The 22,747-nt window shown below is 26.9% G+C and carries 20 protein-coding genes, 1 pseudogene and 1 riboswitch; of the genes and pseudogenes, 4 read left to right on the top strand and 17 right to left on the bottom strand.

The window, feature by feature from the left end; all coding sequences use genetic code 11:
* Positions 1–17: 17 nt before the first annotated feature.
* Positions 18–1,916, bottom strand: coding sequence for a glutamine synthetase (locus ACRCYC_RS12915; RefSeq protein WP_438619556.1), 1,899 nt, complete (start codon positions 1,914–1,916; stop codon positions 18–20).
* A gap of 221 nt (positions 1,917–2,137) precedes the next feature.
* Here ACRCYC_RS12915 and ACRCYC_RS12910 point away from each other — a divergent pair, with 221 nt between their 5' ends.
* The gene (locus tag ACRCYC_RS12910) at positions 2,138–2,971 is read left to right on the top strand and encodes an exonuclease domain-containing protein (RefSeq protein WP_438619555.1); all 834 of its coding nucleotides are present in this window, start codon (positions 2,138–2,140) and stop codon (positions 2,969–2,971) included.
* 27 nt (positions 2,972–2,998) lie between these two features.
* Here the strand turns inward: ACRCYC_RS12910 and ACRCYC_RS12905 are convergent, their stop codons facing one another.
* From ACRCYC_RS12905 to ACRCYC_RS12895, 3 genes are read right to left on the bottom strand one after another with little or no spacing between them, the layout of a single operon-like run.
* Complete coding sequence (locus ACRCYC_RS12905) at positions 2,999–3,325, bottom strand: hypothetical protein (protein WP_438619554.1); 327 nt, start codon at positions 3,323–3,325, stop codon at positions 2,999–3,001.
* A gap of 59 nt (positions 3,326–3,384) precedes the next feature.
* A complete protein-coding gene (locus ACRCYC_RS12900; RefSeq protein ID WP_438619553.1) occupies positions 3,385–4,137 on the bottom strand; it encodes an exodeoxyribonuclease III in 753 nt (250 codons plus the stop codon).
* Positions 4,138–4,156: 19 nt separating this feature from the next.
* Positions 4,157–5,107: a galactose-1-phosphate uridylyltransferase gene (locus ACRCYC_RS12895; RefSeq protein ID WP_438619552.1), complete on the bottom strand. Its 951-nt coding sequence runs from the start codon at positions 5,105–5,107 to the stop codon at positions 4,157–4,159.
* 244 nt (positions 5,108–5,351) lie between these two features.
* Between ACRCYC_RS12895 and ACRCYC_RS12890 the strand changes: the two genes are divergently transcribed.
* The gene (locus tag ACRCYC_RS12890; protein WP_438619551.1) at positions 5,352–6,566 is read left to right on the top strand and encodes a pyridoxal phosphate-dependent aminotransferase; all 1,215 of its coding nucleotides are present in this window, start codon (positions 5,352–5,354) and stop codon (positions 6,564–6,566) included.
* Positions 6,567–6,637: 71 nt separating this feature from the next.
* On the opposite strand, the gene ACRCYC_RS12885 is transcribed toward ACRCYC_RS12890, so the two are convergent.
* Positions 6,638–7,090 carry a MarR family winged helix-turn-helix transcriptional regulator gene (locus ACRCYC_RS12885; RefSeq protein ID WP_438619550.1) on the bottom strand — a complete coding sequence of 151 codons (453 nt, stop codon included), beginning with the start codon at positions 7,088–7,090 and terminating at the stop codon, positions 6,638–6,640.
* A gap of 273 nt (positions 7,091–7,363) precedes the next feature.
* Here ACRCYC_RS12885 and ACRCYC_RS12880 point away from each other — a divergent pair, with 273 nt between their 5' ends.
* Positions 7,364–8,413 (top strand): PTS sugar transporter subunit IIC, encoded by a 1,050-nt coding sequence (locus ACRCYC_RS12880; RefSeq protein ID WP_438619549.1) that lies wholly within the window; start codon positions 7,364–7,366, stop codon positions 8,411–8,413.
* 45 nt (positions 8,414–8,458) lie between these two features.
* Here the strand turns inward: ACRCYC_RS12880 and ACRCYC_RS12875 are convergent, their stop codons facing one another.
* The 4 genes from ACRCYC_RS12875 to modA all read right to left on the bottom strand — a co-directional run bounded on the left by ACRCYC_RS12875 (position 8,459) and on the right by modA (position 12,205).
* Entirely contained in the window at positions 8,459–9,565 is a 1,107-nt protein-coding gene (locus tag ACRCYC_RS12875) for a WG repeat-containing protein (protein WP_438619548.1), read from the bottom strand.
* Between the two features lie 138 nt (positions 9,566–9,703).
* Positions 9,704–10,744 carry a sulfate/molybdate ABC transporter ATP-binding protein gene (locus tag ACRCYC_RS12870; RefSeq protein WP_438619547.1) on the bottom strand — a complete coding sequence of 347 codons (1,041 nt, stop codon included), beginning with the start codon at positions 10,742–10,744 and terminating at the stop codon, positions 9,704–9,706.
* Between the two features lies 1 nt (position 10,745).
* Positions 10,746–11,420: a molybdate ABC transporter permease subunit gene (gene modB / locus ACRCYC_RS12865; protein WP_438619546.1), complete on the bottom strand. Its 675-nt coding sequence runs from the start codon at positions 11,418–11,420 to the stop codon at positions 10,746–10,748.
* Between the two features lie 32 nt (positions 11,421–11,452).
* Positions 11,453–12,205, bottom strand: a complete 753-nt coding sequence (gene modA / locus ACRCYC_RS12860; RefSeq protein ID WP_438619545.1) for a molybdate ABC transporter substrate-binding protein — start codon at positions 12,203–12,205, stop codon at positions 11,453–11,455.
* Positions 12,206–12,366: 161 nt separating this feature from the next.
* On the opposite strand from modA, the gene ACRCYC_RS12855 reads away from it, so the two are divergent.
* Positions 12,367–13,593, top strand: coding sequence for an NAD(P)-dependent oxidoreductase (locus ACRCYC_RS12855; RefSeq protein WP_438619544.1), 1,227 nt, complete (start codon positions 12,367–12,369; stop codon positions 13,591–13,593).
* Between the two features lie 49 nt (positions 13,594–13,642).
* Here ACRCYC_RS12855 and ACRCYC_RS12850 read toward each other — a convergent pair whose 3' ends face one another.
* The 8 genes and pseudogenes from ACRCYC_RS12850 to ACRCYC_RS12815 form a co-directional block, all read right to left on the bottom strand.
* The gene (locus ACRCYC_RS12850) at positions 13,643–14,038 is read right to left on the bottom strand and encodes a DUF2809 domain-containing protein (RefSeq protein WP_438619543.1); all 396 of its coding nucleotides are present in this window, start codon (positions 14,036–14,038) and stop codon (positions 13,643–13,645) included.
* Positions 14,039–14,117: 79 nt separating this feature from the next.
* Positions 14,118–15,056 (bottom strand): polysaccharide deacetylase family protein, encoded by a 939-nt coding sequence (locus ACRCYC_RS12845; protein ID WP_438619542.1) that lies wholly within the window; start codon positions 15,054–15,056, stop codon positions 14,118–14,120.
* Between the two features lie 160 nt (positions 15,057–15,216).
* Positions 15,217–15,381: a hypothetical protein gene (locus ACRCYC_RS12840; RefSeq protein WP_438619541.1), complete on the bottom strand. Its 165-nt coding sequence runs from the start codon at positions 15,379–15,381 to the stop codon at positions 15,217–15,219.
* A 161-nt stretch (positions 15,382–15,542) separates the two neighbouring features.
* Positions 15,543–16,115, bottom strand: coding sequence for a xanthine phosphoribosyltransferase (locus ACRCYC_RS12835; protein WP_438619540.1), 573 nt, complete (start codon positions 16,113–16,115; stop codon positions 15,543–15,545).
* Positions 16,116–16,210: 95 nt separating this feature from the next.
* Positions 16,211–16,312, bottom strand: a riboswitch (purine riboswitch).
* A 29-nt stretch (positions 16,313–16,341) separates the two neighbouring features.
* A complete protein-coding gene (locus tag ACRCYC_RS12830) occupies positions 16,342–17,979 on the bottom strand; it encodes an EAL domain-containing protein (RefSeq protein WP_438619539.1) in 1,638 nt (545 codons plus the stop codon).
* A gap of 197 nt (positions 17,980–18,176) precedes the next feature.
* Positions 18,177–19,208, bottom strand: coding sequence for a glycoside hydrolase family 113 (locus ACRCYC_RS12825; protein ID WP_438619538.1), 1,032 nt, complete (start codon positions 19,206–19,208; stop codon positions 18,177–18,179).
* A gap of 12 nt (positions 19,209–19,220) precedes the next feature.
* Positions 19,221–21,290: pseudogene (locus ACRCYC_RS12820) on the bottom strand (cellulose biosynthesis cyclic di-GMP-binding regulatory protein BcsB).
* Between the two features lie 11 nt (positions 21,291–21,301).
* Positions 21,302–22,558, bottom strand: a complete 1,257-nt coding sequence (locus ACRCYC_RS12815; RefSeq protein WP_438619537.1) for a glycosyltransferase — start codon at positions 22,556–22,558, stop codon at positions 21,302–21,304.
* Between the last annotated feature and the right edge of the window lie 189 nt (positions 22,559–22,747).

The following is a 22,747-nucleotide window of genomic DNA, read 5'->3' as shown; positions in this document are numbered from 1 at the left end:
TAATTCAATATAAATAATTAAAATATATTTTTTTGATATTGAATATATAATTGTTGTACTTCTTTCATTTTATCCTTCATTTCTATTTGTAAATTTGATGCTAACTCATAATTTTTACCTTCTATAGCTTCTTTTATTCTAGTGAATAAGGATTTTTTGCTAATAGTGTCCTTCATTACATAATGCTTTATATCGTTTATTTCTTCCCACACTACTTCATCTAAAGCATCCATGTTATCCTTATTATGTATTTTTTTTAGGCTTCTAATTATATCTATATTATCTTGAATAGTTCTATTTTTTAATTCTTTTTTCCACTTATCTATAGCTCCAGTTTTAAAAGAATCAATAATTCTATCTGTAAAAATCTCTCCTTGAGTCAATGATTCTATTTTATGACTTTGTAATTCTAAGTTTTTCATATTTTCATAAACTGTTGCTGGCGGAGTTGAAAATCTCTTATTTCTTTCTGCTACTATATAATCTTCAAATACATCATTTTCATCTCTATAAGCTCTATCTTTTTCTAAATAAAAACCTTCTTCTCTCATGTCTTTAGATAATTCTTTTTCTAATAACTTAGTATCTAATTTACTCTTAGCAACCGCCTTTATACCATGTAACATAGTTTGATATGTTCCCGCTATTACTAAATATGTATTTGATAATGGATTTGGTGATCTTAATTCAAATCTAGTAGCTAAAGGACTGTTTAAATCTCTTATAAGTCCTACCAATATTGATCTGTTTCTAGACGGAAGTTCATAGGTATGACCTAAAGATGTAACTATACATACAGGAGCCTCAAATCCTGGTACTAATCTATTAAATCCATCATTTGATGATGTTACAAATGGATTTAATACTTCATAGTTTTTAAGTATTCCCATCAATGCCCCATACCCAAACTTAGTTGTATAATCACTTGTCATATCACTTGGCGAAAATAAGTTAATTATTTTTCCATCTTTAAGTTTAACACTTATTCCAACATGTGTATGCTCTCCACTTCCCGCTACTCCATCAAGTGGTTTGGCTTTAAAAGTTACTTCAAGCCCATTTCTAGAAAATACATCTTCTATAACTTCTCTTACAAGCAATTCATTGTCTGCACTTTGAAGAGGTGTTGAATATTTCCAATCTACCTCTAGTTGTTCCATAGCATGATTAGTTTTTCCATCCACACTTATAGAACTCATTATTCCACCAACTTCTTTATGTGCCATTTCTGGCTCTACCCCTAAATTTTGCAGTATTATCAAACTATTTTCTAAGCAAGTTCTAATAATACCCCTTGTTCTTTTCCAATATTGCTCTTTAAGACTTTGAGATACATGTAGTGCTTCTAAATCTGCTTTGTCCTCTGGAGTATTAACCCAAAATTCTAGTTCTGTTGCAGATGTCAAATTTATACTGTCTATATCTTCAATATTCTTTATCTCTAATTCCTCAATCATATGCGGATATTCACGTATTATATCCATTATAGAGTCTTTAATATATTGTTCAGACTTTTTAAGTATCCCTCTTGAACAAACTCTATTGCCTTCATGTAATAAAAATGCAGGTATTTTTAAAGTTCCTATTGGTAAGTTGCACTTATCACATATATTTTCCATATTATAATCTATATACCAAATAGCATCATTATCTGGCATCAAATCTACTTTTGCATTGTTTAATGTTGCAATATTGTATAATTCAACACTCGAACCATCTGTTTGTATACCAGAATTTAAAAAACCAGTAATATCATCTAGGAAAACTTCCATAGGTATCTTTTCATCTATAGAATTACCTCCTAAATCAACACCCATAAGTGAAACAAACCTTATGTTTTTATGCTGAGATAATATTTCCTTTAAATCTTTTTCATTATGATTATGTTTTTTTATAACATATAATAAAGATTGCATTTTTATCCCCCAATTCACTGATTATATTTCACGAACATAAATGCAATATATTTTTCTATAAATCGTTTTTATGTTCGTAATGTAATTTATATTATTATAATACAACTTGTATAACATTCGCAATATTTTTAATTTTAAACTTAAATTTAAAATCCTGTGTACAAATTTTTTTTACATAGGGTATACTAAATTAATAACTAATAATTTTAGGAGAGATTTGTATGGAATATATCGTTTTCGATTTTGAGTTTAATCAGGGTTTCGACAGAGAAAATAATAAAACATTTTCTGACGAAAAATGTCCCTTTGAAATAATACAAATAGGAGCCATAAAGTTAGATGCTAACTTTAACATAGTCGATAAATTTAATAGCTTTGTAAAACCAAATATTTATAAAGATATACACCCTTTCGTCGGCAAGATGACTCATATAACAATGAGTAAGGTCAAAAATGCGCCTCCATTTAATATCGTTTATAAGGAGTTTAGAAAATTTATATCAAGTAAATCCAATATAATGTGTGTTTGGGGTTCTGGTGATTTAAAAGAATTATATAGGAACATAAATTATTATTCATTGCCTGTAAAGGGAATTCCAAAACTATATATAAATGTTCAACAGTATGCATCATCTCACTTTAACAATCCAACTGGACAAAGTATAGGTCTTCAAAATGCTGTTCAAATGTTACAACTTGATCAAAATAAAGCTTATCACGATGCATTAAATGATGCTTATTATACATCACTAGTTCTTAAGAATATTTACAGTGAAGATATCGTACCTGATACTTATGTATATACACCAGTAAAAGCAAATAGATCTAGATCTAAACCAGCTAAGAAAAAAGTTGATTATGATACTTTATTTGAAGAATTTAAAAAGATTTTAAATAGAGAATTAACTTCTGATGATAGAAAAATCATAGACTTAGCTTATAAAATGGGGAAAACTAATCAATTTTTAATAGACGAAGTTATAGAACCTAAACCTGTTAAAAAGTGCTCTAAGCCTAAATCTAAAAGTGGATTTAAACATAAAAAAAGAAGATAAATCCTCAAGTTTGAGGATTTATCTTTTTTATGAATTTAAAAACAACATTTTTATATCTTCATATTGTGCAAATTCGATAAAATCAATAGGTTTATCTTCATCTCTATACTTACTCTCTTTTCCTACACATACATTAACATTTCCTACTTTATCATATATTTCATCTAGTATATTTATAAAATCTTCGCTTTTTAAACTTTCCCCCTTAGATTTTATAAGCACTATATCTTCATTATCTTCATTTCTGAGTATTTTTTCTATACCAAACAAAAGACTATCTTCTTTTATATAAACAACCTCTGCACCTAAATCTATGCCTTTATTAATTTTTTCTTTAAGCTGTAATAAATTCATAATACCCTCCCTTATTAAAAGTATATTAAATTATATTAAAGATATTATGAATTTATGTTTTATTTTATAACTAATTCTACAGGACAGTGATCAGATCCTAAAATTTCATTATGAATATTAGCTGAAATTAATCGATCTTTTAATTTTTCAGATGCACAAAAATAATCGATTCTCCATCCTGCATTATTTTTTCTTGCATTAAACCTATAAGACCACCAGCTGTAGGCACCTTCCTTATCAGGATTAAAATATCTATAAGTATCTATAAATCCTAAATCTAAAAACTCTGTAAATTTATTTCTTTCTTCTTCTGTAAATCCTGCATTCTTTTTATTGGTTTTAGGATTTTTTAAGTCTATTTCTTTATGAGCTACATTTAAATCTCCGCACATTATTACAGGTTTAACTTCATCTAATGAGTTTAAGTACTTTCTAAAATCATCTTCCCACTGCATTCTATAATCAAGTCTTTTTAATTCTTGTTGAGAATTTGGAGTATAAACAGTCACAAAATAAAAATCATCAAATTCTAAAGTTATAACTCTACCTTCATTATCATGCTCTTCTATATTTATGCCATAGTTTACACTTAATGGCTTTTTCTTTGTAAATATAGCAGTTCCTGAATATCCTTTCTTCACTGCATAATTCCAATAATCATAATAACCTTCAAGTTCTAAATCAATTTGACCTTCTTGAAGCTTAGTTTCTTGTAAGCAGAATATATCTGCATCTATCTCCTTAAAAAACTCCATAAAACCTTTCGTAACACAAGCTCTTAATCCATTAACGTTCCACGATATAAATTTCATATTTTTCTCCTTAGTTTATCTATTTAAATATTATTTTTTTTGCAAAATCTTTTGGATCTGTAGACGCTACATATATACCATTACTTATCTCAAATCCCCCAAAACTATACTTTCTAGGTATTACATGAAAATGCAAATTAAATAAATCAATACCTTCTATATTTTTAGCATGTGCATGCATACACAAATTAAATGGCATATATCCACATACCTTATATATTTTTTTAAATAAATTACTAAATATATAAGAAAGTTCTAAAATATCATTTACATCTAATACCTCAAATTTAGTATTATCTTTACATATAACTCTTACTTCATTTCCATACATAGATGCAAATGGTACCAATGCCATAAATTTTTTCCCATTATATACAACTCTCTCATCTAATAAAATTTCATTTTTAATAAATGTAGTGTATAAACTCTCCTTGTTTTCCTTGTAATATTCATTTACTATATTAATTTCATTTTTTATTTCCTTTGGCAAAATTGACATAGAAATAATTTGTGAGTGAGGATGTGATAAAGATGCTCCTGACTTTTTTAAAAAATTTTTAAATATACTTACATACAAAGTCTCTTCATCCCCTATATACTTTTTATACCTATTTTGATACATTAAAAACATATTATTAAATTCTTTTTCATTCATATTATAAAAAGAACTATTATGTCTATAGTTGTCTATCATCACTTCATGATTTCCTTTTATTTTTTCACAGCTATTATCTATAATAGGGTACTTATTAAGCACAGATCTACAAACCCACCCTAAATTATCTTTTATCTCAAAAGTTTCTTTTGAAGAATATTCTTCATTACCTCTACAAAAAGGACATTTAGAATCATAACTATCAAAACATGGAGCTTCATCTTTAATTTTTTTAAGATCTGTAGGTCTGCTTGATCTATCAGGTGCAAATATAACCATATCCCCACTAAATACGTCAACTCTCAAATCTCTCATATCCTACACCTCTTTTCAGGGTATTTATATATTTATATTTTGATAATATTATTTTAGTGTAAAAATTATGTATCTACCATAAACATATAGTTATAATTTTACATATTTTTCTATTAAATGTAAATCTCCTTGAAGCCTTGTATACTTGTTAAAAACTGGATGATTTTTAATAATACTTATGCTATCATACTCTTGTAAGGGGATTTTACAGATTTTTCAATCAAATTACCAGGGGGTATTAAAAATGAACTTTTCTAACAGAGTTGTATCTATGCAATCTTCACCTATAAGAAAGTTAGTACCATATGCTACTGCTGCAAAAGAACGCGGTCTAAAAGTTTACCATTTAAATATAGGACAACCTGATATAAAGACACCTAATGGATTTTTCAATGCTATTACTAATTTTAACAGTGAAGTATTAGAGTATGCAGTATCTCAGGGATTGCCTAAACTTATAGATGCAATGATTGATTATTACGCTACATATGACATGAATTTTGGAAAAGACGAAATACTTATAACTAACGGTGGTAGCGAAGCTTTATTATTTGCTATGATGGCTACTTGCGACCCAGGAGACAATATATTAGTTCCAGAACCATTTTATACTAACTACAATGGCTTTAGCTCGTGTGTAAATGTTTCAGTTAAACCTATAACTACATATCCTGAACAAGGCTTCCATTTACCAACTAAAGAGGATATACTATCTAAAATAGATAAAAATACTAAAGCTATACTTATATCCAATCCTGGAAATCCAACAGGAACTGTATATACTAAAGAAGAAGTTTATATGTTAGCTGACATAGCTAAGGAAAACGATTTATGGATAATAGCTGACGAAGTTTACAGAGAATTTGTTTATGATGGACTTGATTATCTAAGTTTTGGTAATATAGACGAAATAAAAGATAGAGTTATAATAGTTGATAGTGTATCTAAAAGGTATAGCGCTTGTGGTGCTAGAATAGGCTCACTCGCTTCTAAAAATAAAGATTTTATAGCACAAGTTTTAAAATTATGCCAAGGCAGATTATGTGTATCTACACTTGATCAAATAGGATCTATCGAATTATATAAAACACCTATTTCTTACTTTAAAGAAGTTAACGAGGAGTATAAAAAAAGAAGAGATGTATTATATAATGAATTAATGAAAGTTGAAGGTGTAATATGCGAAAAACCTACAGGTGCATTTTATATACTTGCTAAACTACCTATAGAAAATGCAGAAGATTTTGTCATTTGGATGTTAAATGAATTTGAAGTAGATGGTGAAACTGTTATGGCTTGCCCAGCAGAAGGCTTCTATGCAACAAAAAACCTTGGAAAAAGTGAAATAAGACTTGCTTATATATTAAATGAAGATGATTTAAAAAAAGCAGCTTCTATATTAATGAAAGGTCTTGAAAAATACATGGAAATAAATAGCAATTTATCAACTAATATTTAAAATAAAAAAACAGGTTAATAAAATTATTAACCTGTTTTTTAAAACTAATTTTTAATGCAGTAACTCTGAACTTATTTAAACTCTTCTTTCATAAGTATATCTTCTAAATTTTGTATAGATTCCATAAATCTTGATCTATCATTTTCATCTAAATTTAAAAATCTCTTTTCTAGTTTATCCCCTAACTCTTCTAAGAAGTCTCTAGCTATTTTATCTCCTTCTTCAGTTAAGTTTAATATATACTTTCTTCTATCTCTAGAATCTCTTGTTCTTGTTAAATATCCCTTTTTAGTTAAGTCATCTACCATAGTAGTAAGACTTCCCTTTTCTATATTTAATTTTTCGCATAAGTCCGTCATTGTTATTTCCCCATTATTTTTTATGAATACAAGTGCTCTCAATTGAGTTCTATTTACATCAATATTTGCTGCATACTCTTTTAATGATTCTAGATATAAACTTGCATGTATCTTAGGAAAAGTTTTAGATACAAAGTCTATAATTTCTTTTATTATTTCATTCATGCTTTCACCTCCAACCCCTTAAAATTCTCGTTAAATCCTAGTTTACACTAATTTCCCTAACTAGACAACACCTAAAAAAGCTAACTATTTCTCACCACAAAATTTGCAAGTTTTTTCAAATTTGACTTTATTTTCTAACTCTTTCTACATTTTTCTACATTTAAACTATTTACAAAAATGATTTTTTATAATATAATTTAATCATAACCTGGTGAAAAGCGCAGGAAAACAATAACAAGCATTTATTTATTTATTTAAGGAGGAAATTTGATTATGATGCAAATACTTACAAGTACAGCATTACTGTTAGTTGTACTGGCATTATTCACATTATTTAGTTACAAAGCACCACACGGTATGAAAGCTATGGGTGCATTAGCAAGTGCTGCTTGCGCAAGTTTCTTAGTTGAAGCATTCCACGCTTCATTATTTGGGCAACAATTCGGAATTAAATTTTTAGAGCAAGTTGGAGCTGCCAATGGTAGTTTAGGTGGAGTTGCTGCTGCTATATTAGTTCCATTAGCATTAGGTGTATCTCCAGTATACGCAGTTTTAGTTGGTTTATCAGTTTCAGGATTCGGAATACTTCCAGGATTCGTTGCTGGATACTTAATATCATTTGTTGTTAAGTTCTTAGAAGAAAAAACTCCAGCTGGACTTGATTTAATAGTAATAATATTAATAGCTGCACCTTTAGCAAGAGGAATAGCTATGTTTATGGATCCAATAGTTAACGATACTTTAATGCAAATAGGACAAGCTTTAATAGCTGCTTCTGATGTATCTCCAGTATTAATGGGTATAATCCTTGGTGGATTAATAACTGTTGTTGCTACTGCTCCATTATCATCAATGGCTTTAACATCTATAATAGGTTTAACTGGTCTTCCAATGGCAATAGGTGCTTTAGCAGTATTTGGTTCTTCTTTCATGAACTTTGTATTCTTCTCTAAGATGAAGTTTGGTGATAAAAAGGATACAATAGCTGTTGCTATAGAACCTTTAACTCAGTCAGATATAATATCTGCTAACCCAATACCAGTATTCACTACTAACTTTATAGGTGGAGCATTATCAGGTGTTGTAGTTGCTTTAATAAGTACTTATGTTGCACCACTTGCAATAAGTGTTCCTGGTATGGCTACTCCAATAGCTGGTTTCGCTGTAGCAGTTGGACAAAACGGAACTCCTGCTTTAATGGCTGCTGCTGGATGTATAGTAGTAAGTATAGCTGCAGGATTCATAGGTCATACATTATTCAAAAACTACAAAATAGTTAAAGCTGATGTAATAAGAGGAAACAATGAAGATAAAGCTGCTTAGTCAGTATAATATATAGAAAAAAGCACATCAAATGATGTGCTTTTTTTATTGTTCTTTATAATATCCAACAGTCTCTCCTTCTGAATTTAAATATTCTCCAGTTTTCCCATCGTTTTGCCCAAAGTATAAATTTGAACTATACATATAGAACGTATCGTAAACTTTATTAAAAACTTTTAATTTTTCACCTTCTCTGTCAATTAAATATGTAGATTTATCATCTGCAAATATAAATTTATGATTACTTCTTGGCGATACATATGCATGTTTATATGTTTTACTTATACTATTTCCTTGCGCATCTATAATCTTATAACCATCGTCATTTTTAATAATCGCCCTATCTTTATCTATATATAATATTTTTAAAAACTCTTTTGAGCTTTTTATATCTTGTAGGTTTATCACACTCACTTTATCACTTTTAGAACTTTTATATCCCAATATAAATTCATTACTTAATTTTAATTTAGCATAATCTAAATTTTTTATCTCATTTCCATTTTTATCAACTAATATATCTTTATTTCCATCTCTAACAACAGCATAGTTTCCAATGAATATATCGTAATTAACCTTTATATCTGGAAATTTTTCTTTTAAATTGTTACTTTCCATAAGTTTAATTTCATCATATTTTGGTTTGATGATGTATCTTCCTGTTTTATCTTTAACTCCATAAGAATTTATTTTTTTTGATATTTTATAATCACTATATGATTCTAATTTTTTTACTAATTCATTTATTTCTTCTTTTCTATTAGGTATATCTACTTTTTCCTTACTATCAAATTGAACCACAATTTCTTTATTATTATCAATTATACCTACTTTATCTTCCACCCCAACTACCGCATAACCATAATTGAAATTTTCTCCAGTATCAAATTGAGGCTCTATATCCACATTGCCAAAACTATCAAAATATCCTATTTTACCCGTTTTCTCATCATAAAAAGGATATAATTCATTTTTAAGCCTCCCAACTAATGAAAATAATGCTTGTTCAGCTGATTGTTTTTCATAATCTTCTCTTTCAATTAAGTTATCATCTAAATAACTTAGTGCTTCCTTTATAACCGGTGCACTACCTTGTCCACCATAAATAAACAACCCTAATACCACAACACCACAAAGTGCATAAAATTTCATAAAAAATCCCCCCTCATCCAAAATTGTATACTATTAATTGTTGGATAACTACATTTTCTACAAAATTAGTGCTATTTTTTTAACAATATATTCAAAATGAGTTTTATACTATTCTTAATAATATAAAACTCATTTTTTTTAAAATAAGCATATGTTTTTTTTATCAAAAGTTATTTTTATATAATTTTCATTATTCAAATTAATTTCATTTTTCTTAACTACTATATAAATAATACAAGAATTATCATTGTTACTGTTTTTCAATGCCAATTTATAATCAAATGGATTTTCTATAATATTTATAATTTTCATATTATGACTATCTTTATTTATATTTTCACTAATTTTAATATCAATTTCCCTTATAGCTATATACTCTATATTTTTATATGTACTGCTAACTGTTACATTCAAATCCCAATCTATGGCATATACCAATTCATTATTTATAATTCTACATCGTGATATATTTTTAAATCCAGTTAATTTAGCTTCTTTCAATGTTTTAGGATTATTAAATAAATCCGTTTTATTTCTTTTTTTTATAGCTATTCCACTATCGTAAATAGCTATATCTTCACAAACCCTGTAAGCTTCATCTATATTATGAGTTACAAATACTGCATCACCTTTATACTCCTTTAGTATATTTCTTAAGTTTTCCTCCATAGTATCTCTTAAATGGTAATCAAGAGCTGAAAATGGCTCATCTAGAAGTAATATATCAGGTTTTTTAGCTAGTGCACGTGCTATGGCAACTCTTTGTTGTTGACCTCCTGATAATTGATTTGGATATGAGTTTTTAATCGTATTTAAATTAAATTTGTTAATATAATTTTCACAAATCTCATTTTGCTTATTTTTACCTATATGATCTAACCCTATTTTAATATTTTCACTAACTGTCATATGAGGAAAAAGAGCATAATTTTGAAATACAAATCCTGTATTTCTATCTTGTGGCTTTAAATTAATATTATTCTTAGAGTCAAATAAGATTTTATTATTTAATTTAATTATTCCTTTGTCCGGAGTTTCCAAGCCTGCTATACATTTTAAAGTTATGCTTTTCCCACAACCTGATTCACCTAATAGTCCTAATATCTGATTAGTTTGATTTAAGTTTACTTTTAAGTTAAAGTTTTCTAACTTTTTTTCTATATCTATATATAATGACATATTATTTTCCCTTTCCAAGTTTACTTTGCTTAGAATTCAATATACAATTTGATATTACTATAATTGAAGAAGCTAATCCAATTATAATCATAACCCAAATCATAGCTTGACTCATATTTCCACTTTCAACTGCAAAAAATATAGCTATTGGCATAGTTTGTGTTTTTCCTGGTATATTGCCCGCAATCATTAATGTCGCTCCAAATTCTCCAAGAGCTCTAGCAAAAGATAAGACTATTGCACTTATTATTCCCGGATACGCAAGTGGAATAATTAGCTTTAAAAAAATACGTCTTTCACTTAATCCTAAAGTTTTAGCTGCACATATCATATTATTGTCGATCTGTTCAAATGCACCTTTACAAGTTCTATACATTATGGGAAAAGATACTACTGTGGCTGATATAACAGTTGCTGACCATGTAAAAATTAAATTTATATTAAAGTTATTGAGTAAAATTCCTATTGGTCCATTCTTCCCTATTATTAGCAATAAAAAAAATCCTACCACAGTTGGAGGTAATATTAGTGGTAGTGTTAATAGAGTATCTATAATATTTTCATATTTACCTTTATAAAGCATCATTTTATAAGAAATTATAATTCCTAATATAAACGTTATAAATGTTGCGGTTAAAGCTGTTTTTATAGATATAATTAAAGGTGCAATATCCATGTTTTAAATCTCCTATCTAACTGATTATTTATTTAAAAAGTATACCCATAATTTTTCAAAATTTCCTTGCTTTCGTTGCTGTTTATATATTTATCAAAACTTATTCCTTCTTCTAAATTTCCAGCATTTTTTATAACTCCCACAGGGTATATTATAGGTGAGTGCAATTTTTCATCAATTTTATATTTATTTAAATTCTTATGATGACTTGTATCACTTAAATATAAAAATCCAGCATCTACATTTCCTGATAATACCCATGCAAGTACCTCTTTTGCATCTTTTCCATATATAAATTTATCTTCTATATCATTTTTCACACCTTTATTAGTTACTACCTCATCTGCATATTGACCTACAGGTACACTATTTACTTCTCCTAGTCCTATAGTTTTATATTCATCATTTTTTAAATCTTCTATACTTTTTATATTTTTGGTATTACTGACTAAAACTAATTCATTTTTCACTAAATTTTTATAATTATCATCTAGTAAGTATCCATCTTTCTTTAACTCATCCATATACCTCTTAGATGCAGATATAAAAATATCACAAGGAGCACCTTGTATAATCTGTTGCTTTAACGATCCTGAAGATCCAAAATTTAAAACTAAATCTATATCTTTATTTTCTTTTTCATATAACTCTTCAATCTTTAATAATGGATCTTTTAAACTCGATGCTACACTTACATTAAGCTGTTTTTTATCATTTTTTTCACAGCCTATTGTAATCAATCCCATTAATAATACTATACAAGTACTTATAAGTTTTTTATGCATGATAATTCCCTCCCCAGTGTATACTTTAATTATATATTCACTTTATTTTATAGTCAATTCTACATAACTTTCTATTCTTTTTACAAGTTTCGACTTTTTGTATATTCTAAATAATAATTATAGGATATAATAATATATAATTTAATATAGGTGGTGATAATTTGTTAAATTTAAATTTAGAAGCTAATAGATGTTTGGTATGTAAAAATGCTAGATGCAAAAGTGCTTGTCCAATAAGCACTGATATACCAACTGTTATAAATTTATATAAAGAAAACAAAATAAAAGAAGCTGGAGAACTTCTATTTAATAACAATCCTTTATCTGCAGTTTGTTCAATAGTATGTCCTCACGAAGATCAATGTGCCGGTAGTTGCATACGTGGAATTAAGGGGGATCCTATACAATTTTATAAAATAGAAGAAGAAATTTCTAGAAAGTTTTTAGAAGAAGCTACAGTATCTACTAGCCCTAAAAACAATAAAAATATAGCTATAGTTGGTTCTGGCCCTGCTGGACTTACAGTAGCATTAGAACTCGCAAAAAAAGGTTATAATATAACTGTATTTGAAAAAAATGATCAACTAGGTGGAATACTTAGATATGGTATTCCTGAATTTAGATTACCAAGAGATATAATAGATAATTTAATTAACATATTAAAATCTATGGGTGTTAAATTCAAGATAAATGCTACTGTAGGTCCTGTACTCACTTTAGATAAACTATTCGAAGATGGTTATGATGCTATATTCATAGGTACTGGTGTTTGGAATCCTAGAAGACTTGAAATAAAAGGTGAAAGCCTAGGACATGTTCATTATGCTATAGATTATCTACGTTCTCCTAAAAATTACGAGTTAGGTGATAAAGTTGTAGTTGTAGGTGCTGGTAATGTTGCCATGGATGCTTCTAGAAGTGCTAAACATTATGGTTCTAAAGATGTATATGTTGCTTATAGACGTGATTTTGATGATATGACTGCTACTAAAGCAGAAATTCATGAAGCTATAGAAGAAGGAGTTGAATTTATGACTTATAAATCTCCTGTTAAAATAACTCCTAAAGGTATTATTTTAGCTGACACTAAAAAAATACTTGATGAAAATGGGAAATCATCTTTAGTTACTGTAGAAAATAGCGAAAAACTATTTGAATGTGACTCTATATTAGTTGCAGTTAGTCAAACTCCTAGAAATACTATTGTTTCTAATAATAAAGGTCTAGATGTTAATAATAGAGGTCTTATTCTAACTGATAATAGTGGTCATACTACGCGTGATGGAGTATTTGCTTGTGGTGATGTAACTCACGGTGCCAAAACTGTTATAGAGGCTGTAGTAGCTGCTAAAACTGTAGCTATCTCTATCGATGAATATTTAAACTAAATTTTTATAAATAAAAGATATAAGTTTTGATTACAAAACTTATATCTTTTTATTTATGTATTTTTAATTTTATAATTAAATCTATTGATCCACCTAAAATTATTCCAATACTATAACTAATTAGATCTTCAAATAAAAATCCATGACCAAGAACTAATCCTCCAAGCGTAGTACCTCGTATTTCATTTATCCAATTAGCTTGATACAACTGACTTATCTCTATAGAGAATGAAAATGCAATTGCTATAATGATAGTATTTAAAACACTTAATTTCGTAAGTAAAAATCTAAATCCAAAATAAACCATCATAGCCCAAAGCATATCTCCTACAAATGGTGCAATTATAGTTGGAAATACAAACATAAACTTTCTCGATAATATCCCCATAGTCATAACTACTACAGTAGATATGAAGTATATTATTTTCTTCTTAATAACTACCATCACCTTACTTATTACAATATAAAAAGAAGCATCTCAATTAAGAGATAGCTTCCTAAATTTAAAAACTAATACTTTAAGACTATACTAATACTTTGAATTGATATCCATTATCTTTATAGTATTGTATAATTTGAGGTAAAGCTTTAGCAGTATTTTCTTTTCCATAAGTATCATGCATTAAAATAACAACCATTTCTTTTCCCTCTGAAGTTTTAACAGCATAGTTGTATAACTCTTCTGGAGTTTTTTTCTTACCTTCAGCATCTCCACTTAAAGCATTCCAGTCAATAGATGCTATACTATGTTGGCTCATGTATTGGTCTAAAGGTTCCATACCTTTCCAAGACATATGACCACCTGGACATCTTATAACTTCAGTTGAGAAATACGGACCTAAAACACCTTTTAATATTTCATCAGTCTTTTTAAAATCAGCATTAAATGCTTCTAGGTTTAAAGTTCTGTTTGGGTAAAGTATACCGTAATCATGACTATAAGAGTGATTAGCTATAGCATGACCATCATTAAACTCTTGCTTTATAAGTTCTTTAGCTTTTTCTCCACCACGTTCTATGTTTTGACCTGTTAAGAAAAATGTAGCTTTGACACCCTCTTCATTTAATATTTTTAGTATTTCTGGCGTAACCGTAGTTGATGTTCCGTCATCAAATGTTAAAAACACTACCTTTTCACCATTGTTAGAGTAATCATAATTTTTAAGTTTTTCTGCAACTTTTTCTGCACTGTAGCTATAACTTTCTGCTCCGTGCTTAACCCCAATCATTTTTTTCTTAGCTTCTTCTGCTTCTTTACGCTTTTGTTCTTCTTCTGCTAATTTCTTTTGTTCTGCTACTTTTTGCTCTTGTTTTTCTTTTATGGTTTCATCTACATAGGCTTTAACCTTATTAACCGAACCAAATATTACTAAACATGCAACCATTAGCAAAAACGCTCTTTTTACATTTTTTTTCATCTTTTTCTTGTTATTATTTGGATTTTCAAAGATGTTTTTGCTCATACATATTCCCCCTTACTGTCTTTTCCTGTCGTATTTTCCTATAATTTAATTATACTATATATAACTATTATTTTGTATTACATATTCGTAACAACTATTTCAAAATAGTAACATATTTTAAATATTAGCAATATAAAAAAACTGCTTACGCAGTTTAGTTTCATGTGATTTTTTTAGATTTTACTTCTGCTTCTTCGCTATATGAGCAAGCAGTTTTTCCAAACTCCTCCTGATATCTTATAAACGTATTTACAATAATAAATGTTAACCCCATCATTATTAAAACCAAGGTAATCCCAATTACCAGTTTTATTTTTAGCCTCATATGGGACCTCCCCTTTTATTCCATATTTTTCCTATGTATTGATATTATATAATATTTTTTTTACATTTAATAGTAAATATCGTCTATTTTTTTCTACAAATTAATACACTTATGTAAATTTTCATAATAAATAAAAAAAAAGCTAGGTTTTAACTAGCTTTTTATCTGAAATTTATTTTTCCGTTTTCTATAGATTCAAGTACAACTAAAGATTGTAAATTTATATCTTTAGATTCTAGAAGTTTTCCTCCATCTTGGAATCCTTTTTCTATAACTATACCAACTCCGACTAAATTAGCTTCTGCTTGGTCTACTAATTCTTTAAGTCCTATTGCTGCTCTTCCATTTGCTAAAAAATCATCTAAAACTAATATATTTTCACCTTTATTTAAATATTTTTTAGAAACTCTTATAGTGTAATTTTTTCCTTTTGTAAATGAGTACACTTCTGATTCATATACATCTTTATCTAAATTTTTAGATTCTACTTTTTTAGCAAATACTACAGGAACATTTGAAAAATGTTGCGATGCTATAGATGCTATAGCTATTCCTGAAGCTTCTATTGTAAGTATTTTATCTACTTTTTTACCTTCAAATCTTTTTGCAAATTCTTTTCCTATTTCATTTAAAAAACTCACATCTAGTTGATGATTTAAAAAACTATCAACTTTTAATATATCATTTCCTGAAACTCTACCTTCAGTCAATATTTTTTCTTTTAACTTGTTCATAAATACTCCTCCGAAATATAGTATCCTGCATAAATACTATGAGAAAGTTTTAAAAAACTCCTGCCCAAAAGACAGGAGTTTATATTTACTATTTATATAATAAATAAACTTCCTGTAGTCAAATCATTTACGGTGATTTGGTAGAAACTCTTGACCCTTATCGTCAAATTTATACAGGTATTTTAATAAGTTCTTAATTTATCTAATTATAAATCATTACTTCATATTAATCAATATATAATTTACTTATATCTTCTATATTGAGTGGTTTTGAATAAAAATATCCTTGTATATAAAATTTATTATTATCCATATTTTTTATTATGTCTCTTTGGTATTTATGTTCTACACCCTCTGATATGATTGCTTTATTCATAGCCTTACAAATATTTGATAAAAATTTTACTGCCTCTTTTATTATAATTGAATTATTTATATCATCTATAAAATACTTATCTAGCTTTACTATATCAAAATCTAATTTTTCTAATATATCTATATTTGAATATTCAACTCCAAAATCATCTATAGCTATTATAAATCCAGATTTTTTTAGTTTTTTTATAGCACATGTTATTTTTGATAAATCATTAATCCTAACACTTTCAACTATTTCTATACAAATACTTTTTTCTTTCATTTTGAGATTTTTAGCTATATCACATATGCATCGTATAAATTTATCATTTTCAATTTCTTTTAATGACATATTTATAGATATATATAAATTATTATTATTAATATTTTCATGTTTGCTTATAATCTTATAATCATTTATAGCATTTTTAAGTATATATAAAGAAATTTCAAATAACATATTATTATCTTCTATATCTTTTATAAAATAATTAGGAGTTAATACATTCCCATTTTGTTCTAATCTTAATAACCCTTCAAATCCAATTATAACTGGATCTTTTGGATTTACTATAGGTTGATATTGTAAAAAATATTTTTGCTTTTCAATTTTATCTCTTATAGAGTTTTGTATTTTCTTTTTATTCATTTCAGGTAATTTACTTTTATAGATAAAAAAAGCCATAGCTACTATAATTCCAATAATAAGAATCGCTATAGAGATAATACTATTTTCACTTACAGTTAAATTCTTTTCAAAATATATTTTTTCTAACTTATTTATAGAATTGTTTTTACTTTTTTCATAAACTTCTAGTTGATCATCTATATTTTTTATAAGTTGTGAGTATTCTTTATTTGTGGCTATATATACAGGTCCTGCTGAATACTCAAATATTTTTTTTGCATTATAAATATCCTTACTATTTATATTAGATATACTAGCATCAACATCTCCATTTGCTAATAACTTATTAAGTTCTTTATAAGAATTTACTGATACTGGAATTATGTTTATTCCATTTTTCTTTAAAAGGTCTGTAATCCAATCCGAGTTAGCTTCTCCTTGTATATATGCGAATTTCAAATTTTCTAATTCGTGCAAATCACCATATTGAATATTTTTATTAGTGTAAATTCCATAAGTTTCAATAGCTATATAGTTATTAGTATATAAAAATTTTTCCATTCTATCAGGAGTCCTATTTATACCTAAAACTAAATCTATTTTTCCCTTTTCTAACATGTTTACAGCTTCTGATATTCCTACTTTAACATATTTATATTTAATGCCTAAATCTTCACATATAATATTTAATATATCATTGTAATACCCTGAAGGCTTTCCATTTTCAAGATAGTAATATGGACTATAATCATAAAATCCTACATTTAAAATTTCATCCGAATCGTTTTCTTTATTTTGAGCATATCCTGTCCCTACAAATACAATAAAAATTGTAACTATAATTAAAATGCTTAGTATTTTTTTAAATTGATTAATCATAAACTACTCCATATAAATGATATTGTGTATATTTATAATATCATAATTACATCCATAATAACCATTTTTTTCTTATTTTCAACTTTTCTCACCATTTTTCATAACGAAAGCAGCCCTATACATGTTTTAACTTAGTTTTTTATACTTTATTGAAAGTAGGTATATATAAACCATCTATATAGCCCTACTTTCAATATTTATTTATACCATTTTTTTATTATGTTTATACTATCGTTTGATGGATAGAATTTTTTATCTTTACTTTTTTCACCTACTGCAAAAATAGAAAAACCTTTAATATATGGCTCATCTTCAAAAACTATCCTATATGCCTCAAAACATCTAGCTTGTTCTTTATTATTCTCTATACTAGATACATTACTATCCCAAGGGTGTGTAGCTGCATAATCAAGGCGAGGAAACCCTAATTCCCCAAAAAATATTTCTTTATTATATTTTTCAGAAAATCGTTGTATTTCTTCTTTTATATTTTGATTCCTATTATTAACAGTAGTTCCACCAATGCAGTTTACCAGTTCAGTTACTGTATTTATAGGTTTATTACTTAACTCAAAATATGATGCTATTGATATAAAATCTACTTTTGAAAACAACTTATTATTTAATTTTTTTTCATAGCGTTTTTTACTTTCTTCATCCCATGAAGCTGTATACCACCAGGTTGTTTTGTAAGTTACTAATCCATCAAAGTTTTTTCTAGTAAACTCTATTATTTCACACCAATTGTCTTGATATCTTTCTAGCTTATTAAAATTTGATGCAGTATTCACAATATCTACATCATAGGGATTAGCTACTTCATTAATTAAAACCGAAAGTATATTTTTCCAGTCATAAAAAAATTTTTCTTTATCATTAGGATTATAATCAGTTTCATATTTACTTCCATTATCTATCCATGGAAAAGCTTCTAATATTACAGTTATATTTTTTTCTTTTAATATTTTAACCATTTCTATAGCTTTGTTTTTGCTATATTCATCTATACTCATTTTGTTAGATGTTAATGAGGCTATATTTATAACAACAGGAACATTAACAGTATTTGCATCTAACATCTGTATATCTTTTAATGATTGATTTATATCATAATCAGTTGATAAACTTACAGATTTTAACTTTTCAGGTATTTTATTTTTAGGTTTAGATACAAATATAATCACTACAATTGAAATCAATATAATTGTAAAAATAATTATTTTCTTCATATATTCTCCTAGTTATTTTCTATATTTTAATACTAACAGTATAGTTGAGATCAATATCGTTATAAATAAAAATCCAGCTACACCTATAAAAATTTTACCTTCTTTATCTATTTTGAAATCATTTTGCTTATCCTTATTATCTTCATCATTCTCACCTTTTATTTCCTTAAAGTTTAAATCTTGTATTGTCCCATCTCTGTTAATTACAATAGCATCTCCAGTCATTGTTTTCGCTAGATTTATATCACTTAAGTATCTAATTGATGAACTTAAACTGTTCTTATCAATAGAAGAAACTATCATTACATTATTTGATTTATCATATGGAGATTTAATAAGTTGTATAGTTGACAACTGTCTTGAGTAACTATCATCTATAAACTTGATTTTTTTATTATTTTCAAATCCAGTAAAACTCTTATTAAACCTGATATATAAATCATTATTAATATCTTGTAAAGCTTTATTTTCACTTGGAGTTCCTATTATAATAAGATTTCCATTTTTATTTTCACTTGAAAATTCTTCATCATTTAAGATTTTTAATTTCCCTGTGTTATATTTTGTATCTCTTCCCATATATGCAACTATATTAGCAATATTACTTAAGTCCTGTGAGTTTAATTCTTTAGGTACTACAATATTTAAATTATTAGCTTCTCCATTGTTTATAAATGGATATGGATAATATTTAAAGTTTAAATTATTATTATCTTTATAGTCGAACTCAGCAAAAGAACTATCTAATATATATGCCCATGGATTATCAGAATCTCTTGTAACGCACATAAAATCTTTTAATTCTAAGTTAAATACAACCTTTATTTGATAATAATTTTTTCCTAAAACATCACTAGGTAATATTACTTCCAAACTATCATTATCAGCATTTGCCATAGATAATTTTTTACTTGATATAGGAGTATTATTTACATAAACAGTGACTAAAGACCTTTCAAAATCTAGATTTTTAGAGTATCTAAAGTTAAGATTAAACTTAGATCCACTTGTACTAACTTTATTCTTAGGCATATCTATATCAAAGTTAGTTTCTTGAGAGAATGGACCTTTAAGCAAAATATCCCCATATCCTAAATTTTTTAAATCAATATTATTGCTATTGTTTTCTTTTATATCTAAAACGTCTTTATTTTTGTCTACAATAACACTACTAGAATTTAATGTATTTATAAGATTATTACTGCTTATTAATCTTATTGCATTTTCTAATGCGCTATCATTGTCTGATATTATAAGTAACATTTTTTTATCTTTATTAAATGGAGAAGCTACCTGTTTTACAACAGCACTTTCGTTAGCTTTTTCCTTTTCATCTTTAGTTAATAAATTCAAAAAATCACTAGTTGTATTTTTAAGTCCACCTACATAAATTATATTTTTGTCTTTTTCATTAAATTGAGATTTTAAACTAACATTTAATTTAAAATCTTCAATTTTTAACTTTTGACCTATATCTAAACTTAAATTTCCAATAGCACTTAACTGTGAGCTATTATAGTTATCAGGAAGCATAAGTGTTGTATTTAAATATTCACTATTTCCTTTGTCTATATATGTATTGTTATAATTTTTTACTTCATTAGAATTGTCTTTTAATGTGTATTTCAAATCTATACTTGATTGTTTATGAACTACTAACCAATTAGCAGTATTAGCGTCATCCACTCAGATTTCATCTGATATAGTTTTATAAGCTTTTATAGATATACTATTATACCCTGGCTTTATATTATCCTTTGGTATGTCTATTGTCATTTGTTTTTTATATTCTTTATTCCCATCTAGTTTTTGAGAATTGATTGGTTGTCCATTTACAAAAACTGTTATAGTTGAGTATTTAGTATTTAAAAGCTCACTTTTAGTAAATACCAAGTTTAGTTTTAAATCCTTTACATCCCAATTTTCAGGCACATCAATAAATTTTTCTGTACTCCCAACAACTCCACTTATAGTTACATCTTCTTGAAATTTATATGATTTTACATTTTCATTTTCTGCAAATGCTAATCCTACATTTGAAAAAGTAAGAACCAAAGATATAATTATAGTAATTAGCCTCATTAGGCACCTCCTTAAAATCTTTCTGTTTTATACCACTTAGCTTCTCGTTTATAAAATACATCTTGAAAATATCCAAACATTCCTTTAATAGCAACTATTAGCCACATTTGTGAGTAAGTAAAATACATTAAACCTACTAAAAATATATTTTCAAGTCCACCTTCGCCTTTTTCCATAGTTAAAGTTATGCTAACTTGTAATATGAATAATATATATGATAAAATCCATACAATCCAAAAATTAAAAGGTATAGTTACCTCTACTATATTAAATAAACTTAAAATAAATATTATATCTGAAACTACAACTGAAGATAAAAATAAAAAGTATACAGAAAAAAAATATAAAATATCAAATATTACTCTATTTTGTTTTCCTTTAAATAAACTTTTTATGTATTTAACAAGTACATAAATGTTACCCTTAACCCATCTAGTTCTTTGTTTTATCCATACATTCATCGTTTCAGGTTCTTGTTCCCAAGTTACAGACTGAGGAACATAAGTTATTCTTTGACCCATTTTATATATCCTAAAGCTTATTTCAGTATCTTCTGCAATAGCTTTTGTATCCCATCCACCTAATTTTTCAATGGTAGTACGTCTTAACACAAAATTTGTTCCAGGTATTGTACAAAGCCCTAGTAACTGTCTTCTGCCGGCTTGTGCTATCCACTGAAAACTTAGTGTTTCTATATTTATAAATTTAGTTAATATGTTTTTATGTTTATTTCTAGTTCTAAACTTTCCTATAACAGCACCTAATCTATCATCTTTTACTATAGTTTGAATCAAATATCTGAGTGCAGTTTTTTCCGGAGTATTATCTGCATCATATATAGCTATAAAGTCACCTTTAGCACTTTGATATCCAATATTTAATGCATTAGATTTCCCTTTACCTCCAGTTGTACTATCTGTATTTATTATTGTGAAATTATAATTTCTATACTTATTTTTAATACTTTGAAGTATATCTTTTGAATCATCACTTGAATTATCATTTATAACTATTAACTCCATTTTATCTCTTGGATAATCTAATAATAGTAACGATTCTACAGTTTTACCGATGACCTTTCCTTCATTATGAGCTGGAACTAATACAGAAACAAAGGGATATTCCCCTAATTTTTCATCCTTAAAGTTAATATTTTTTAAATAGTAAATATAACCACTAGCAGCCAAAATAATATTTATCAAAAGAATAGCCCATATAGAAATTAAAGATAATAAAAATAAATAATCTATAAATGTTAATCTGCTCATGCTTATCTCCTTCTAAACTTTCTTCTATTTATGACCCTAAAAATTATAAATATTATTATAAATAAAATCAAAACAATAGAAATAAATATAACTATGGACTGGTTTATATTAGACATAGATTTTTCAAACTTAATTTCATCTTTAGACTTATTTATAGATTTACTTTTATCATATTTTACATCTATATTA

The sequence above is a fragment of the Paraclostridium sp. genome, assembly GCF_051657365.1.
Lineage (GTDB): Bacteria > Bacillota > Clostridia > Peptostreptococcales > Peptostreptococcaceae > Paraclostridium.
Note: the sequence above shows the minus strand (reverse complement) of the source record. Positions and strands in the feature narration are given on the sequence as shown.

Coding starts and splice junctions, on each gene's coding strand:
- ACRCYC_RS12870 (WP_438619547.1), bottom strand. CDS start 10,744: ATGTCATTATATATAGATATAGAAAAAAAGTTAGAAAACTTTAACTTA.
- ACRCYC_RS12850 (WP_438619543.1), bottom strand. CDS start 14,038: ATGGTAGTTATTAAGAAGAAAATAATATACTTCATATCTACTGTAGTA.
- ACRCYC_RS12895 (WP_438619552.1), bottom strand. CDS start 5,107: ATGAGAGATTTGAGAGTTGACGTATTTAGTGGGGATATGGTTATATTT.
- ACRCYC_RS12885 (WP_438619550.1), bottom strand. CDS start 7,090: ATGAATGAAATAATAAAAGAAATTATAGACTTTGTATCTAAAACTTTT.
- ACRCYC_RS12840 (WP_438619541.1), bottom strand. CDS start 15,381: ATGAGGCTAAAAATAAAACTGGTAATTGGGATTACCTTGGTTTTAATA.
- ACRCYC_RS12815 (WP_438619537.1), bottom strand. CDS start 22,558: ATGAGCAGATTAACATTTATAGATTATTTATTTTTATTATCTTTAATT.
- modA (WP_438619545.1), bottom strand. CDS start 12,205: ATGCATAAAAAACTTATAAGTACTTGTATAGTATTATTAATGGGATTG.
- ACRCYC_RS12915 (WP_438619556.1), bottom strand. CDS start 1,916: ATGCAATCTTTATTATATGTTATAAAAAAACATAATCATAATGAAAAA.
- ACRCYC_RS12890 (WP_438619551.1), top strand. CDS start 5,352: ATGAACTTTTCTAACAGAGTTGTATCTATGCAATCTTCACCTATAAGA.
- ACRCYC_RS12880 (WP_438619549.1), top strand. CDS start 7,364: ATGATGCAAATACTTACAAGTACAGCATTACTGTTAGTTGTACTGGCA.
- ACRCYC_RS12905 (WP_438619554.1), bottom strand. CDS start 3,325: ATGAATTTATTACAGCTTAAAGAAAAAATTAATAAAGGCATAGATTTA.
- modB (WP_438619546.1), bottom strand. CDS start 11,420: ATGGATATTGCACCTTTAATTATATCTATAAAAACAGCTTTAACCGCA.
- ACRCYC_RS12875 (WP_438619548.1), bottom strand. CDS start 9,565: ATGAAATTTTATGCACTTTGTGGTGTTGTGGTATTAGGGTTGTTTATT.
- ACRCYC_RS12910 (WP_438619555.1), top strand. CDS start 2,138: ATGGAATATATCGTTTTCGATTTTGAGTTTAATCAGGGTTTCGACAGA.
- ACRCYC_RS12825 (WP_438619538.1), bottom strand. CDS start 19,208: ATGAAGAAAATAATTATTTTTACAATTATATTGATTTCAATTGTAGTG.
- ACRCYC_RS12835 (WP_438619540.1), bottom strand. CDS start 16,115: ATGAACAAGTTAAAAGAAAAAATATTGACTGAAGGTAGAGTTTCAGGA.
- ACRCYC_RS12900 (WP_438619553.1), bottom strand. CDS start 4,137: ATGAAATTTATATCGTGGAACGTTAATGGATTAAGAGCTTGTGTTACG.
- ACRCYC_RS12845 (WP_438619542.1), bottom strand. CDS start 15,056: ATGAGCAAAAACATCTTTGAAAATCCAAATAATAACAAGAAAAAGATG.
- ACRCYC_RS12830 (WP_438619539.1), bottom strand. CDS start 17,979: ATGATTAATCAATTTAAAAAAATACTAAGCATTTTAATTATAGTTACA.